Raw genomic sequence first — 15765 nt, 5'->3', positions numbered from 1 at the left:
AAACTAATGATGAAAGCTGATATTAGCTGATATTAACCGATATTAGCTAAGGCTTGCTGATGAAAGCTTACAATATAACCTCATGATTTGACTTATTTTTATGACTTGATAATTATTTTGCCCAAGAAAAGCCGGCACATTTAGCCAATAAGAGGCAGCTCACTGGTATGGCGACAGCGCTTTTTAAAAACCTTACAACAGCAATAACAAAGAAGGACGATTAAAAAATGAAAAACAAAAAATGGCTATCAAGCTCCCTGCTGATGCTGGTCATGCCGTCATTACCCGTATTAGCGGCAGAAGCGACTTTCAGCGCTTTATCATCAACACCTGGCCCGGATTTCCTCAGGCAGGCTGATGATCAGCCTGGCAGACATATTTGCGGTGTCGACGACAATGGCCAGGACTGGCCTGAGCTGCTTGACACACTGACACAAGAACTCAAGGCAAACCGCCAGGCGCGCAAACTTGCTGATGGTTTAAAAAGCCCGCTCACCGCCAAACAAGCCCTTAACCAAGCAGCAGAAAATGATATTATCGCCCGCGGTGAAGGCCTCAAAGATCGCTATTATATTCCCGTGGTTGTGCATGTTTATGGCCAGAGATACAACTGCGACGATGCCGCTGGCTACTGTTTAACCGATGAAAAAATTATCGAGGCCTTAAATCTAACCAATGCCGACTTTCAGGGGCTAAACACCCAGGACGGACCTATCCATGAGCATTTTCAGTCCATCCGCGATAACCTCAATATAGAATTTGTGCTCGCGGCAAAAACCCCCGACGGCGAGCCCAGTAACGGTATTGTCCGTTATGATCACGAGCAAACCGGTTACGGCGGCACCCGGGTCAACAGCCAGGTGGCGAATGACGCCTGGGATAATTATAAATACCTCAACATCTATATCATGCAGGATCTCTACGGTAGCGGTACCCTTAACAATTCCGGCGTTGCCTGGTACCCGGATGTTGCCATGTCTGATGCCGGTATCGCCCGTGTGGTATATAACGGCGATTATCTCGGGGTCAATACCAATGAAAATTTCCGCTCGGTACTCACCCATGAGTTTGGCCACTGGCTCAACCTGATCCATACCTTCAGCGGCAATAGCTGCTCAATAGACGGCGAAGCCTTTTGCCGCTTAAGCGGTGACCGCAGCTGTGATACCCCGCAAATGGAAAATTCCTACTTACGCGATAACGAAGCCAACTGTATCGGCCAGGCCACCAATACCGAAAACTTTATGCATTATTCCGACAACTATGCCATGTTTACCGCCGGGCAAATCTCCCGGATGAAGGCGGCTTTACATGGCGATGCGCGCAGGAGTATCTGGTCAAACAGCAACTTGATTGCCACCGGTTTAGCACAATATACCAGCAGCGAACAGCCGGTGTGGGATGGCACAGGCGCAGACCAGGCATTTGACCCGCAAGGTAAAACCGTTATTTTCCAGCAGACAGATCTTAGCGCCGAACAAGACGGCATCAGCCGCTTTGAGCTTACAGTGCCCGAAGGTACCCAGGCGCTGGCATTTTACCTGGACGGCTACAGCCAGGATCCCGATCTTTACCTGTCAAAGGGATCCGAGCCAACGGCGGATGAAAATGGCAACTGGGATGCCGACTATATTTCATTTAACGCCAGCGGCACCCCTGAGATCGCCCTGACAACAACACCGGTGAACGCCCCCGATTACCATGGCGCAATCCATGCCTACAGCAGTTATTCCTCGGCGCAGCTGAGGGTATTCAGCCTTGACGATGCCACCTTATGCGACGGCTGCAGCCGGGTATTTTTACATAATGAAAAAGAACTGGCGGCACAAGCGGGCGATCCGGTAAAAAATTATCGCTTTAACATCCCCGAAGATGCCGAGCAGGTCGTCATAGTGATCAATGACGTATTAAGGGGCAACCCGGACCTCTATGTCAGTCAGAATATTCCTTTTGCTTCAACAACTGCCGTGTCAGATAACGCAATTAACCGCCAGGATGCCCACTGCCGGCCTCAGGCGGCAAAATACGGCGTCGAATATTGCGAGTTTGACAGCGGCGGCAGTTTTTATGTGCAGATAGATACCGCCAGCAGCTACAGCCAGAATACCCTGCAGGTATATTATCAAACCTCTGGCTCCACCGATTTATTACCCTATGCCAAAATAGAATATCAGGGCGCAAACCTGGTAGACAATGCCATCAGCTTCAACGGTGAAAACTCATACGATACCGACGGTGATATCCTGGAGTATTTCTGGCAGTTCGGCGACGGTGAAGTAAGCGAGCTGGCATCTCCACAGCATAGCTATAGCGAGACCGGCACTTATACCGTATCCCTGATGGTTACCGACAACCGGGGTAACAGCGCCACCGAATCCCTCACCCTGAATATCCACTTATCCGGTGACTGGGATCTGGACGGCGATATCGATATGGCCGATATCCGCAGCTTGATGACGGCGATACAGCAGGGGCAGGATATCCCTGCCCAGTTTGATGCCAACCGCGACGGACAGTTCGATGTCACCGATGTCCGCGCACTACAGGCCCGTTGCAGCTATGACAGATGTGCGCTGCAGGCACCGGCTCCTTAGCTGACTTGGCAGGCAACATTTGCTCCAAAAGTTGCGATAAACGGCAAACCACCTGGCAGCGGCTTGTGTAGTGGCCAGGTGCTGCCTTTGAGCCGTTTACCGTTAAATCATAATACGCACAAACAATAATAATGAATAACAGGAAACCATCATGAAAAAACTTTTTATTTTGCTCACGTTTTTAACGGGGTTTAATGCCCATGCAGGTTTAATCGATATTGAGCTGAGTACAGATCGGCTGCTTCAGGGGGAAAGCCTGGAAATACGTTTAAACGCCCGCGACTTTGCTGAGTTCGACTATTTTGATCTTGATTTTTCATTCGACAGCTCGATATTTTCGCTGGATTTGACTTCCCTGGTGACTGATCTGGATCCGTTTGGTTTTGTCAGCTCACAAACCGCTAGCGGGCTGGCCATCAGCTTTCTTGATTTTTCAGCAAACAGCGGTGACTTTCTGCTGGCGGCCTTTACCTTAACAGCCTTAAACCCGGGCAGCTCAAGTTTCTCTTTCGAGCCGGATGGAAACTTCTATGCCCCGGGAACTTCATCACCGTTAACGGACATCGATTTTAGCGCCGCCGCCTCTGCACAAGTAACAGCCCCCGTACCGGAGCCAGGCGGCAGCGCCTTGCTGTTACTCGCCTTAACCGGGTTGCTGTTATTGCGCCGCCCTCAAAGGGGCTAGTCGATAAACCGATTTAACAATCCCCGGTCACGGCCGCCCCTGCATCTTGGATAAAGGGCGGCCTGATTGAACAACTCAGCTGCCACTGGACGAGATAACAGAATTCCTTTAAGTTAACACTACGGCTTCCCGGCGGTTAAAGCAGCATGAAAATAAAATTTTTTATTTTTTTAACCCTTGGCCTGTTGCTGCCAGCAGCTATCGCGGCAAAAACAGATGCAAGCAAATTATTGATAGTGACCGAGCACATGCCCCCCTTTCAAATGAAAGTTGGCAATGAACTCACAGGATTTACCACAGATATCATACGTGCCGCACTTGCCCTGACACCCTATAACTATGAACTGGCCTTATATCCCTGGAGCCGTTCCTACAATATTGCCAGTAAAAAAGAAAATGCCTGTATTTATTCCATGGCCCGGACGAAAGAAAGGGAAAAGCTGTTTCAATGGACAACGCCGATCTCCATCACCAACAGTAGCTTTGTCGGTTTAGCTGCGAATAAAGCCATTTCCTTAAACAGTATCGAGGATGCAAAAAAATATCATACCGCAGTACTAAAGGATGACTTTACCCAGCAATATCTGCTCAAACACGGCTTTATCGTCAACAAAAACCTGTTTATCGTGGATAATCCCGACTCTTTCCTTAAGCTGTTAATCACCCGAAGCCATATCGACTTAATCCTGACCGATAAAATAACCCTGAACTACCGGGCCAAATATAATCAAATTGATCCAAAAATATTTCAGGATTATTTACGCATTAATCATGCACCGATAAAATTTTATCTCGCCTGCAGTAATAAAACCGCTCCCGACATTATCGCCACCCTGTCCACGGCCATTAACAGCATTAAAAACAATGGCCGCTTCCGGAAAATCGCCGAAAAATGGCGTTATAACAACATCGAAGCAGTCCTGAAACAAAGCCAATAAAACAACTAAAACCCTGCCCTGTTTCAGGACCCGGCAGCAAATTGATAACTGGCTCCTAAACCAAACTGGCCAGCATATCTTCGGAATAAGGCGTCAACTCTTCACCGGCCCGTACCTTAGCAACATAATCCGGGTTGGCAATAAAAGGCCGGCCGATGGCAATTAAGTCAAACTTATCTTCACCGATGGCAGCACTGGCACTGTCTGCACTATAGCTGCCCACGCCGACTAAAGTATTGCGGTAATTACCGCGCACATAACTCGACGCCCGTCCGCCAAGGTAATCAAATTCCATGCTGTCATCAAAAATGCCAATATGTAAAAAGGCCAGATCCCTTTGCTCAAGTTCAGCCAGCAGAAGATCAAACACGTTGCGATCCCGGCTGTCGCCGGCCATATTAAAATAAGCCCCCGGGCTGATACGCAGTGCAGTTCTGTCGCTGCCGATACGGCCGGTGATGGCATCGACAACTTCCAGGGCAAACCGGATCATGTTTTCAGGAGTGCCGCCATATTCATCGCTGCGGCGGTTACTGTCATGGTGTAAAAACTGATCAATTAAATAACCGTTTGCCCCGTGAATTTCCACGCCGTCAAAACCGGCGTCGATGGCATTGGCCGCCGCCTGGGCATAATCTTTTACCAACCGGGCGATGTCTTGATGACTTGCGGCTTTCGGGGTCTGGTAAACCAGTTCACGCATTCTCGGCACTGTGCCTTCAACACCAACGGCAGAAGGCGCCAAGACCTCACCACCGCCAAAAAAGTGAGGATGTGCTACCCGGCCGGTATGCCATAACTGGGCGAAAATTTTACCGCCATTTTCATGTACCGCATCGGTCACTTTTAACCAGCCGTTGATTTGCTCGGGGCTAAATAATCCCGGGGTATTGGGATACCCCTGACCATCAGGGCGGATAATAACCGCTTCGGAAATAATCAGCCCGGCCTCACTGCGGCGGCCGTAATAATCTGCCATGGCTTGCGTCGGCACTAAATCATCATCCGCCATACAACGGGTCAATGGCGCCATCAGGATACGGTTATTGAGCTCAATGGTGTTATTAAGGGCATAAGGGTGAAATAAATTGTCTGTCATCGCCATCTCTCTTTCTTGAATATGCGTTCAAGATACGCTTTCTTGAATGAGTATTCAAGTATTATTTTTGAATGCCTGTTCAAATTTAAGTACAATAGCCGGGAATGTTATAAATCGTCCCCCTATTCCTAATGTGGATAGCCGGGAATGATGCCGGAAACAATGGACAAAAATTACCCATGAGAAATGCCGAGTTTGATCGCGAACATGTACTAAGAGCCGCCATGCATGCCTTTATGAATAAAGGTTACGCTAAAACCAGCATGCAGGATTTGACCAAAGCCACGGGCTTGCATCCGGGATCAATTTATTGCGCCTTTGATAATAAACGGGGTTTATTGCTGGCGGCATTAGATCAATATCAGCAAGACAGAACAACAGAGCTGCAAAGCTTTTTTTCCGGCAAAGGTCCGATTTTATCTCAGCTAAAAAACTACCTGGACAGTATAGTCGGCGAATGCTTGCTCACCGGCGTGCCCCAGGCATGCTTGTTGACCAAGGCCCTGAGCGAAATCGCCAGCCAGGACGAAGAAATACAGGCCATGATCACCGCCAACCTCAACGGCTGGCAACAGGCGATCACGGATAAATTCAGCCTGGCACAAACAAACGGCGAGCTTAACAATCAAAGGGATAGCGCGCACCTTGGACGCTTTTTTGTGATGGGCATTTATGGCCTGCGCACTTTTGCCCAAACCGCGCCCGAACCGGCAATATTACAACAACTGGCCGATCAGCTGTTTCAAGACGTTTGCGCTTAAAAGAGCAGCCGGGGCCGTTTTCTTGGGCTATCTTCCGGCTATTTCTCAGGGAAGTAACCGGGTTAAACTTCTGCGGCGGCGATGGTTTCACTTTCATTGACCGCAGCTTTCAACCAGAGCTGATATGCCGGTAAGTTCAGCATATGATCCATATATTGCCTGACATCTGCCGGCACCGAAACCTGATAACTGTAAAAGCGCGAAACCACAGGCATAAACATGGCATCGGCAATAGAAAATTGACCGAACAAAAAGTGAGCTTGCTCCCGGCGGCTATCAGCATTAAGCGACAAACATTGCTGCCATATTTCAATGATACGCTTTATATCTGTCTGTACCCCATCACAACACTCAACTGCAGCCGGTATACGCCGGCAGTTCATCGGCAGGCTTGAACGAAGGTGGCTAAACCCCGCATGCATTTCGGCGCAAACCGCCCGCGCCCGGGCACGTTGCCCGATGTCTTCTGGCCAGGCGGCAGAGTCTAAATATTGCTCATTAATATACTCACAAATTGCCAGCGAATCCCAAACGGTTAAAGAACCATCAAGCAAAACCGGCACTTTATAATTGGGACAAAAAGGCGCCATTTGTGCGCGTATATCCGCTGCGCCTAAATGGATCTGCTGTTCTTCGAATGGCTGCTGGAAATGTTGCAGTAACAGCCAGGGCCGTAATGACCAGGAAGAGTAATTTTTATTGCCGATCACTAATTTCATCATATCCCTGCTTTCCGTAAAATTTTTTCTTACTGTAAATAAATTCCCATAACAAATCAGCCATTAATCAAGCAGAAACAAAATATAACGAAAATACCCGGCATAAGCCGCCCGGGAAGGGCAGCTTATTGCCGGATATTAAACAGCAAACAAGAGCGCTACCCGTTATTTAAACAGTGCTAACTTGACGGTCTCAAGGGCCTGGTACGGAGGAAACATCGCCGTAATGGAACTTGCGGTAAAGTCCGCTTCAAACGAATAATAAGGTCCGCTCGGCGCTTTAATCTGCTGCAGGGCTGTTAAGATCTCTGACGGATCCTGCACCTGTGCAGAATAATTTTCCAGCGTCACCTGACAGTTTTGCTCGCTTTCATATGGCGGAACCTCCCGGACTATCTGGGTACAATTTAAACGTCCCCGCACCAGGTAAGCCGGACCGGTTTGTGCCTGTATTTTGCGCGATGCTGCCAGAATTTCTTTCGTGGGAATATAGGCCGCCACGATAATTTCTGCCTTATCGATCACTTGATAAGGCGGTACTTCCTGACTGATTGAAGAAGCGCTGAAATTGGCATCAAAAGAATAGGCCGGCCCGGTCATAGGTTTGATCTGCTTTAGCGCCGACAGTAATTTTTCCGGCTTTTCTATGGCTCTTGTTTCATTGTTTACGGTCAGCTGGCAATAGGTATCGGCGCCGTAAGGAGGAAACTCTTTGGCAAATTCACTGCAGCTGAGCGCGCCATTAACCAAATAGGCAGGACCGGTTTGCACTTGTATATCTCTTGCAGCATCTAAAATTTCACTGGCATCTACAGCACGGGTTTCATAGGAAAGGCCTTGTGCATAACTGGTGGTTGAAACCATAAGCGCCAAACTCAATGCTGATAAATAACTTCTCATTTTATATCCTTAAAAATTTATTAAATTCGCTTTACATCATTAAAGCAATACCACTTCATACAAACCCTTTTGTATGAATGATGTTAATATAAGGTTAAATCATTATAATTCTATGACATTAAATGAAAAAAAGATGAAACTTTGATGTCGCTCAAGTTATCGGCCAAGGCAAAGTCACACTCGGGCAAGCGAATATTGAACTCGGTGACTATAATTATTAGCACATGTAACCATCTGAAAAGAGCCGGTAATGAAAAAAATTCTTGTTATTCTGGAGCAGGATCAAGAGGACCAATATGCCTTAGAAAGAGCGGTTTTAATGGCTGAAAAACTCAAGGCAAGAGTGCATGTCTTAATTTGTTGTTATCAGGAGTTGAGCTGGATCAATAATGTTTTCGGCATGATGGAAAATATCCATATCAAAGAAAAAATTATTGAACAAAAAGAGCTCTGGTGGCAAGACTATGCCAAACCCTACATCAACACGGTATTAATCAGCCATGAAATCATTTGGAGCAAATATTTCGTTGACTCCATTTTAGAACATTGCCAGACACACGAATATGATTTTTATGTCAAAAGAGGCCACCGCAGCGAAACCCTCTTTTACACCCCCTCTGACTGGCTGTTGCTGCGAAAAAGCCAAATACCTTCCTATATCGTGGTGGAAAAAGAACGCAAAAGCGCAGACGCTATTTTACTGGCCCTGGACTTTCTCGCCAGCAGTACCGAGAAACAGCAACTGAATAAAAAGCTGCTGGAATTTGCCCGTGACTATGCCGATAAAATGGCCATAGAACTTCATTGCTGCTTCGCAATTTCCCCGCCTAAGGTATTATCCGATACCGGCTTTATCGACCCTGAAGAATATGCGCAAAAATCCACGGCACTGGCGAAAGAAACCGCCTCCGTTTTGCTTGAGCCATACCAGATTGCCCAGCAGCACCAGCACATTAAAATTGGCTCCTCCGATAAGGTGATCACAGGTATTGCGCAGAAAATCAATGCCGGTGTGATCATTATCGGCAGCATGGGGAAAAGTGCGATGAGCGGCAAGGTGATCGGCAACACCTGTGAACAGGTATTGCATATCAGTAAAAAAGACGTTTTGGTGCTTGGTTTATAAACCGGCCCCTGTTTTCTTTTATCGGCGGTTTAGTTGGCAAGTAAGTTCAAAGATCAATTTAGGGCTTTATCCTGCCAGAACTTAATGCCCTTCACCGTCGCTTGCAAGGCTAAGCCGCTTTCGGTAAAAGAATATACCGTCACATCACCATAATGGGCTTCGCCTTCCACCGATGCCCCTTTATCAGCGGCCTTGGCGGCGGCATCGGCATGGCCGCCAAAACTCCAGCCACTGTCGATGAACTCATTTATCGCCCGGCTATTATGAAAAACCAACACCAGGCGGTAATCTTTCGCCCCCAAACCTAAACCGACACCGCCTTCGGCCATATTCATATAGGTATAGTGGCCGGTACTACGGTTTTTAACCACACCATAACCCGTACCGGCCGACACCAATAATAAATTAATGCTGGCGTTGCTAAACACCGCATATCCGGGGGCGGCATTAATTTGCGCCCGGGTATCGGGCTTTTTCGCAAACAGCTGCGTGAGTACGCTGTCTTTCATTTTGAGGATTTGCTGCTGTTTTTCCGCCTTAGTCCCCTCGCCCATAGAGGCACAGCCGGTCAGGACTAAGGGTAAAGTTAAAATCATGGCAGTAAGTATTCGTATTGAGGGCATAATTGAGGACATAATCGCTTCCTTTTTCTTGTTAAGAAAAAGTCTAGACCAGAACTTAAAACTTGAAAGGCATTTGAACAGATATCGCAGGGAAAAGCAGGCATATATTTTTGCTCTCATCCAGATTAACGACTATCACCGGCACGAAAACCTTACCGGCATGCCAAAATTGACCTGCTGATTTTATTTTAAGCGCTTGCTCATTATTTAAAAGCTTTAAGGACAAAATAACAGCGTTCACTTGCCCTGTCGCTATCTTCTTTTTACATATCCGACCAGTTTAGCTATATTGCCGCCACTTTAAGTATTTACTCTAAAAATAACGATAAAATGACCAATCACAAGATAAAAGTTGCCTTAACGGCACTGGCCGTTTCCAGCACCTTCACCGCCGGGGTAAACGCCGCGGGGTATAAATTATATGAACAGTCCACCAGCGCCATGGGCAATGCCTATGCCGGGCGCGGTGCACAGATTAGTGATGCCAGTGTCGGTTTTACCAATCCGGCGGCGCTGATCCATCTCAAGCAGGCGCAATATTCTTTCGGCATCAACCTGATAGATGTTGACGGCAAATACCGTAATGCCCGGGCCAGCAGCGCAGCCGGTATGCCGGTAAGCGGCCCGCAAAGTGATGATATCGGCGGCATCAGTGCTATCCCCCACTTTCATTATTACCAGCCATTAAGTGAAAAGCTGGGAGTGGGCCTCTCCCTGGCGGTGCCTTTTGGCACCAAAAGCGATTATGACCATGACTTTGTCGGCCGTTATTTTGCCCAAAAAACTGCATTAGACGTCGTCGCACTGCAAGGAGCACTCAGCTATCAGTTGACGGACAAATTATCCGTCGGCGGCGCCTTAGCCCTCAATTACGCCAAAGGGACTTTAAGCAAATACAAAGATCACGGCGGCTTATGCGAGCTGGGCGCAAATATCAATAATACCTATGCCCAGCTCAGCGGCGGCGCCTTTACCGATGTTGCCCAGGACGCTTATTGTGACAGTGTTTACCAGGTAAAAGGCGACGATATTCAGCCGGGTTATACCTTAGGTTTGCATTACGCCATCACAGATCAACTTAAACTTGCCCTGAGCTACCATTCTGAGGTCGACTATACCCTTAAAGGGGACTCAACCATTTATAACACTCCCCTCAGTGGTGAATTTGTGCCCTACAGCCAGAACCCGGAGCAATATTGGACAGTGCCGACCATTGCCGGCGTAGTCAACGGACAAAAGTTACCGGCGATAGATTTAACCACAGGAAAACAGGCGATCAATGCGCCGAAAAAAGAAGCGTCCAGGCTGAAATTGCATACCCCGCAAAGCGTTGTCATCAGCCTGGACCATCAATTTACTAAAGCCTTATCTTTCCAGTTCAGTGCTACCTGGACCGAGTGGAGCCAGTTCACCGATATCACCATAATGTCGGATGTCAAACAGGCAAGCGAGAAAACCATCAGTACCAGCACCCAGATGCCGGAAAACTTAAACAGTGAAGATTATATCGGCTATATTCCCGAATACTGGCATAATACCTGGGCTTATGCCCTGGGAGCGACCTACCGATATTCCGACAAGCTCACCTTAAAAACCGGTTTCGCACGCGATTTTTCACCGGTTGACAGCAAGTACCGCAGCGCCCGTATTCCGTCCGATGACAGGAGCTGGCTCACCTTAGGTTTGCATTATCAGTCCCAGAAAAAATGGAGTGCCGACTTTGCCGCCGGTATGATGTTTATGGATGACTCTTCGGTGTTGGATCACGAATACAATGCCCGGGACAATCGTATTTATCAGTCCGAATATCAGGCAGATTATGCCATCAAGGCCTATGTGCTTTCTATGCAGTTTAATTACTTTTTATAAACACTTTCTTAGCCCGGACCTGATAGCTAATGTTTAACAACAATACCCGGCTTAAAGCCGGGTATTTTTTGCCTTTCACCTAATTCGCCAACGCTAAAAACAAGGCGGTTATAACATCAAGCCATTGCGCAGTAGCCAGTTATCCACCAGCTTTTGATAACTGCCATCGCGTTTGCTCTCAAGCAGTAGCTGCTCGAAACGTTCGGCAATCCCCTTTAACCCCGGGTAATTCGACATCTTGGCAAACGGCATAGGATAACCTTTAAAAAACAAAACATTATCATAGTAGCTTATGCTGTCCTGCAAGCCGAGGGTATTGATCAGGTACAGGCCTATGGATTTGTCATTGAGTACCACATCCATGCGCTCAAATTCGATCATTTTAAACAGCAATTCAGGTGTCCGGACACCATATAGCTGTTGATGATAATCCCGGTTATCGGGTATATAACTGGCAGCCCCGTTTTGATAGGGAAAAGCGGACCAGAAACTTTTATGGTAGGAATAGCCGTTGACGATACCAATTTTTGCCTCAAGCTTTTTCATCTCGGCGTAGCTACCCAGCAGCGGCCGCTTTTTAGATTTTTTAACAAAAAACACATATTCGCTGACCCAAAGATCTTCCCGGGGATACCACAAAAAGGGTTTTCTCGGGGTTTTGCGTGAAGCCGACATAATGGCTTCCGCCTGCCCTTTTTTAATGGTATTCCAGGCACTGGACCAGGGCTGTTCGACAAATTTGACCGGTATTTTCATCTTGGCAAAAATATATTTAACAATATCGACATTAATGCCGTCCACCTGTCCGGTTTGTTCGTTATAAAACTGCCAGGGGGGAAACGGGTGGGACAATACCAGAAGTTCAGGATGCTCCGGGGCCTGCGGTGCCGGCTGCGAAGTTGCAGAATAAACCTGGCAGGAGATGACAAACAATAAAATCAACAATATCAAAATGGCAAATATACGCTGATTATTGCGGGTCATAATGCCTCGGGAAAAAGTCATGTAAAACAGCTAAAACATGGGAGTAGCTTTACTACCATTTTAGCAGGTCAACACCTGGCTGCTTCACTCAAGGCCATAAAGGGCCCCCTGCAAAGATAAGATAAGTGATCACCTGTTTGCCTGTAACCGGGAAAAATACACCTCTTCGGCAATCACATCTGCCATTGACTCTACCCGGTCGAGCCAGACTTTTCCCGTGAGATGATCATATTCGTGTTGAAAAATGCGTGCTAAAAATCCCTGCCAGGTAAGGCAATGCTCTGTCCCTTGTTCATCCTGATAACTAAAAGTCACTTGCCTGTGTCTGGGCACCAGCCCCCTTAATTTCGGCACGCTGAGACAACCTTCCCAACCTTTTTCCATTTCGGGCGAACAGGAGATAATTGTCGGATTGATCATCACCACAGGCAACATATCCGGCGCATCCGGATAGCGCTCATTCGCTTTTGAGGCAATGATCATAACCGCTCTTGGGTCAAACACCTGGGGGGCGGCAATGCCGATACCACCGGCCGCCAGCATGGCTTGCTTTAATTTTGCGATAAAAGCGGCCAATCCCGCATCTGAAAAATCCTCTACGGCTTGTGCCGTTTGGCGTAATACATCTTCTCCCAGCAGGGCTATGTTCATGGCTTGGTTATCGGTTGACATGACTTTTCCTTCTTTTGCTTTTAATGCTTACCGGACCTCTTCCCGGTAAAGTTCACCCTAATTCCGGCCTATAAAAAATGCCGGCAAGCACAGCTTACCGGCATTTTCTCAGACATTTTAGCAGGCTGCAATTGGCTTGCTAACCTGTCACTTGTTTACCCTTATTCCTGACCTGGCTTGCTATCGGCATCACGGTACTTTTCAAACCAGGCAAGAATATGACCGACTTTCTGGATAAAATTACTGGGCCGGGCATAAATGCCATGGCTGGCTTTGGGAATACGCACCATGGCGGTATCGACTTTTTGTAATTTTAATGCCTGATAGTATTGCTCGGTTTCACTCATGGGGGTGCGGTAGTCCTGCTCTCCCGTCATCAGCATGGTCGGGGTTTTGACATTGCCCACCAGGGATAACGGCGAATGCTTCCATAAATGCTCCACCTGCTCCCAGGGTTTGCCCGGCATCCAGTACTGGCTGAAATAGGGGTAATAATCTGCGGTCAGGCTAAAGCTGAGCCAGTTGATCACAGGTTTTACCACCACGGCGGCGCGGAAGCGATCGGTTTTACCGACAATCCAGGAAGTCAGGACCCCACCGCCGGAGCCGCCGGTAACAAACAGCTCCTGTTCATCGATATAGCCCTGGCCAATCACGCCGTCAACCACATCCATTAAATCGTTATAATCCTTGGAGGGATAGTCGTGATGGATCAAATTGGCAAAGTCCTTACCATAGGATGTACTGCCCCTGGGGTTGGCCCATACCACGACATAACCTTTGGCGGCCATCAGTTGCAACTCGGCGGCAAAGTTAGGGCCATAGGCGGCATGGGGACCGCCGTGGATTTCCAGTATCAGCGGGTATTTTTTCTTGGCATCAAAGCCCGGCGGCAAAGCGATCCAAGACTCGATATCACGGCCGTCAACAGAAGATTTTACCGTCAAGGCTTTCACCTCGGCCAGGGATTTATGCCCCAACAAATCTTCATTTAAGCGGGTTAATACCGTTTCATGGCCCTGGCGTTTTCTAAACACCAGATCAGACGGCCGGCTGGCATCCCCTTTGGTATAGACTAAAGCGCCGTTTTTCCCGGCGCGGAAGTTACCCGAGGTATAAGGGCGGCCAAGGAATAAACCGCCGAGTTCAATATCCAGCTCGCGCCGCTTACCGGACATATTGACATAACTGACCCGGCGCAGGCCATGGTCGTCATAAGAGAAATAAATACCTTTACCGTCCGTTGACCACTGAAGATCCTGGATATTACGGTCGAGTGTTTCCGTCAGGTTAACCGCATTGCTGCCGTCTTTGTCCATTACGTACAGGTCTAAATTCTGACTGGACATTTTCGTGTCTTCAAAGCTCAAATACGCGATTTTATCGCCTTTGGGACTGATCACCGGTTGGCTATCCGGACCCGAGCGGCTGGTGAGCGCCTTGATGCTGCCGTCTTTTACCGACACCTGGTAAATATCCGACTCCAGCGGACGGTATTCCCAGTCGTCGTGACGGTTGGCAGAGAAAATCAGCTGCTCGCTGTCTGCCGACCAGCTGATAGTACCGTTATGGTGATAATTGCCCCCGGTAATTTCCCTGGGGGTGCCGCCGTTTGCCGGCACTACATATAAATGGCTGTAGCCGGGCTTGCCATAACCTGCACCGTCATTACGATAGATGGTGCTGTCGATATACTTGGCCTTGCCCGCCCATTTGGCTCCTTTAGGCTTTTCCGGCATGTCTTTAAATAACGTCGTGCCCTTGCCTTTTTTAAACATGGAAAATGCCAGCCACTGGCCGTCCGGCGACCAGGAAATATCGCCCGGGGATTGCAATAAGTTGGTGATGCGCGCCGTTTGTCCGCTGTCAAGCCAACGCACATATAACTGGCTTTTACCTTCTACCGAAGAAATATAGGCCAGGCGTTTACCGTCGGGAGAAAACCTCGCCATACGGTAACTTGCCTTACCCGAGAGTAGCGGCTTGTGGTTATTGCCGTTAATGTCTACCTGCCACAAATTAGTGCGGGTACCGTCGGACATGATATCCATTGATCTGCGCTCATAGATCAGGGTTTGACCATCCGGGCTGAGCCTTGGCGAGGCGGCATATTCAAGTTCAAAAATATCCTTATAATCGAGCATCTGCGCCTTGTCAGCTGCCCCCTGGTGCTCCGCCATGGCGGAGGTCGCAGTTAAGGTCATCACCGCCAGGGCCAGACCTTTGAGCGAAGTGACCAGTGTTGTTTTATTATTGCTTGCCATTGTTATTATTTTTTCCTGCCGATGAAAGTGCATAAATTAAACACAAGTTAGTGCAAGACAACAATGGAAAAATTGTAACGCATTGTTATATCCTGTTTTTATGCATTGCTGGCACGCTTTACTGTGCTATTTTATCCGCTATTTTTATGCTATTTTTTATAGTAAAGGGCACAGGCAGCCCCGGCCGGATCTTTGATCACCACATAGCGATCTTCCCCGCCCATAGACTTGATTTCCGTCAGCAACTCGCCCCCCTGCGCCACTACCTGCTTTGCCGCCAGCTCTATGTCTGCCACCAGGAAATAAGGTAACCAGCTGGCCGGTAAATCCGCATTTACCCCGCGGGCATGGCAGATGCCTGTCACCGGCTCATTGGTTTCGGCATGGTTCATGGAATAATCGTTATATTCTCCCATGTCTACCGCTTCTGCCTGCCACCCTATCACCTGCTGATAAAAGTCTTTTACTTCAATGGCATTGCCCACGGTTAAGTCTATCCAGGCCAGTTCACCGGTTTGTTTATCGTTCATG

At 48.1% G+C, this 15765-nt stretch carries 14 protein-coding genes; 6 read left to right on the top strand and 8 right to left on the bottom strand.

Going from position 1 to position 15765, the window contains the following annotated elements; translation table 11 throughout:
* The first annotated feature begins 227 nt into the window (after positions 1–227).
* From SG35_RS10675 to SG35_RS10665, 3 genes are all read left to right on the top strand, one after another.
* Positions 228–2594 (top strand): M43 family zinc metalloprotease, encoded by a 2367-nt coding sequence (locus SG35_RS10675; protein ID WP_053043447.1) that lies wholly within the window; start codon positions 228–230, stop codon positions 2592–2594.
* A 151-nt stretch (positions 2595–2745) separates the two neighbouring features.
* Positions 2746–3279, top strand: coding sequence for a cohesin domain-containing protein (locus SG35_RS10670; RefSeq protein ID WP_044835998.1), 534 nt, complete (start codon positions 2746–2748; stop codon positions 3277–3279).
* Positions 3280–3425: 146 nt separating this feature from the next.
* Positions 3426–4217 (top strand): transporter substrate-binding domain-containing protein, encoded by a 792-nt coding sequence (locus tag SG35_RS10665; protein WP_044835997.1) that lies wholly within the window; start codon positions 3426–3428, stop codon positions 4215–4217.
* Positions 4218–4272: 55 nt separating this feature from the next.
* Here SG35_RS10665 and SG35_RS10660 read toward each other — a convergent pair whose 3' ends face one another.
* Positions 4273–5316 carry an alkene reductase gene (locus SG35_RS10660; protein WP_044836009.1) on the bottom strand — a complete coding sequence of 348 codons (1044 nt, stop codon included), beginning with the start codon at positions 5314–5316 and terminating at the stop codon, positions 4273–4275.
* 179 nt (positions 5317–5495) lie between these two features.
* Here SG35_RS10660 and SG35_RS10655 point away from each other — a divergent pair, with 179 nt between their 5' ends.
* Positions 5496–6077, top strand: a complete 582-nt coding sequence (locus SG35_RS10655; RefSeq protein WP_044836008.1) for a TetR/AcrR family transcriptional regulator — start codon at positions 5496–5498, stop codon at positions 6075–6077.
* 62 nt (positions 6078–6139) lie between these two features.
* Here the strand turns inward: SG35_RS10655 and SG35_RS10650 are convergent, their stop codons facing one another.
* Both SG35_RS10650 and SG35_RS10645 read right to left on the bottom strand, forming a co-directional pair.
* The gene (locus SG35_RS10650) at positions 6140–6799 is read right to left on the bottom strand and encodes a glutathione S-transferase family protein (protein ID WP_201777849.1); all 660 of its coding nucleotides are present in this window, start codon (positions 6797–6799) and stop codon (positions 6140–6142) included.
* A gap of 162 nt (positions 6800–6961) precedes the next feature.
* Positions 6962–7696, bottom strand: a complete 735-nt coding sequence (locus tag SG35_RS10645) for a hypothetical protein (protein WP_044835995.1) — start codon at positions 7694–7696, stop codon at positions 6962–6964.
* Positions 7697–7946: 250 nt separating this feature from the next.
* Between SG35_RS10645 and SG35_RS10640 the strand changes: the two genes are divergently transcribed.
* Positions 7947–8822, top strand: a complete 876-nt coding sequence (locus tag SG35_RS10640) for a universal stress protein (RefSeq protein ID WP_044835994.1) — start codon at positions 7947–7949, stop codon at positions 8820–8822.
* Positions 8823–8875: 53 nt separating this feature from the next.
* Here SG35_RS10640 and SG35_RS10635 read toward each other — a convergent pair whose 3' ends face one another.
* The gene (locus SG35_RS10635) at positions 8876–9445 is read right to left on the bottom strand and encodes a lipid-binding SYLF domain-containing protein (RefSeq protein WP_044836007.1); all 570 of its coding nucleotides are present in this window, start codon (positions 9443–9445) and stop codon (positions 8876–8878) included.
* 330 nt (positions 9446–9775) lie between these two features.
* Here SG35_RS10635 and SG35_RS10630 point away from each other — a divergent pair, with 330 nt between their 5' ends.
* Positions 9776–11314, top strand: coding sequence for an OmpP1/FadL family transporter (locus SG35_RS10630; protein ID WP_044835992.1), 1539 nt, complete (start codon positions 9776–9778; stop codon positions 11312–11314).
* Between the two features lie 108 nt (positions 11315–11422).
* Here the strand turns inward: SG35_RS10630 and SG35_RS10625 are convergent, their stop codons facing one another.
* The 4 genes from SG35_RS10625 to SG35_RS10610 all read right to left on the bottom strand — a co-directional run bounded on the left by SG35_RS10625 (position 11423) and on the right by SG35_RS10610 (position 15764).
* Entirely contained in the window at positions 11423–12319 is an 897-nt protein-coding gene (locus tag SG35_RS10625) for a substrate-binding periplasmic protein (RefSeq protein WP_044835991.1), read from the bottom strand.
* A 108-nt stretch (positions 12320–12427) separates the two neighbouring features.
* Complete coding sequence (gene def, locus SG35_RS10620) at positions 12428–12970, bottom strand: peptide deformylase (protein WP_236702718.1); 543 nt, start codon at positions 12968–12970, stop codon at positions 12428–12430.
* 161 nt (positions 12971–13131) lie between these two features.
* A complete protein-coding gene (locus tag SG35_RS10615; RefSeq protein WP_274055419.1) occupies positions 13132–15234 on the bottom strand; it encodes a S9 family peptidase in 2103 nt (700 codons plus the stop codon).
* A gap of 149 nt (positions 15235–15383) precedes the next feature.
* Positions 15384–15764 carry a VOC family protein gene (locus SG35_RS10610; protein ID WP_044836217.1) on the bottom strand — a complete coding sequence of 127 codons (381 nt, stop codon included), beginning with the start codon at positions 15762–15764 and terminating at the stop codon, positions 15384–15386.
* Position 15765 lies beyond the last annotated feature (1 nt).

The sequence above is a fragment of the Thalassomonas actiniarum genome (assembly GCF_000948975.2).
GTDB classification, from domain to species: domain Bacteria; phylum Pseudomonadota; class Gammaproteobacteria; order Enterobacterales; family Alteromonadaceae; genus Thalassomonas; species Thalassomonas actiniarum.
This window is presented reverse-complemented; position numbering and strand designations above follow the sequence as displayed.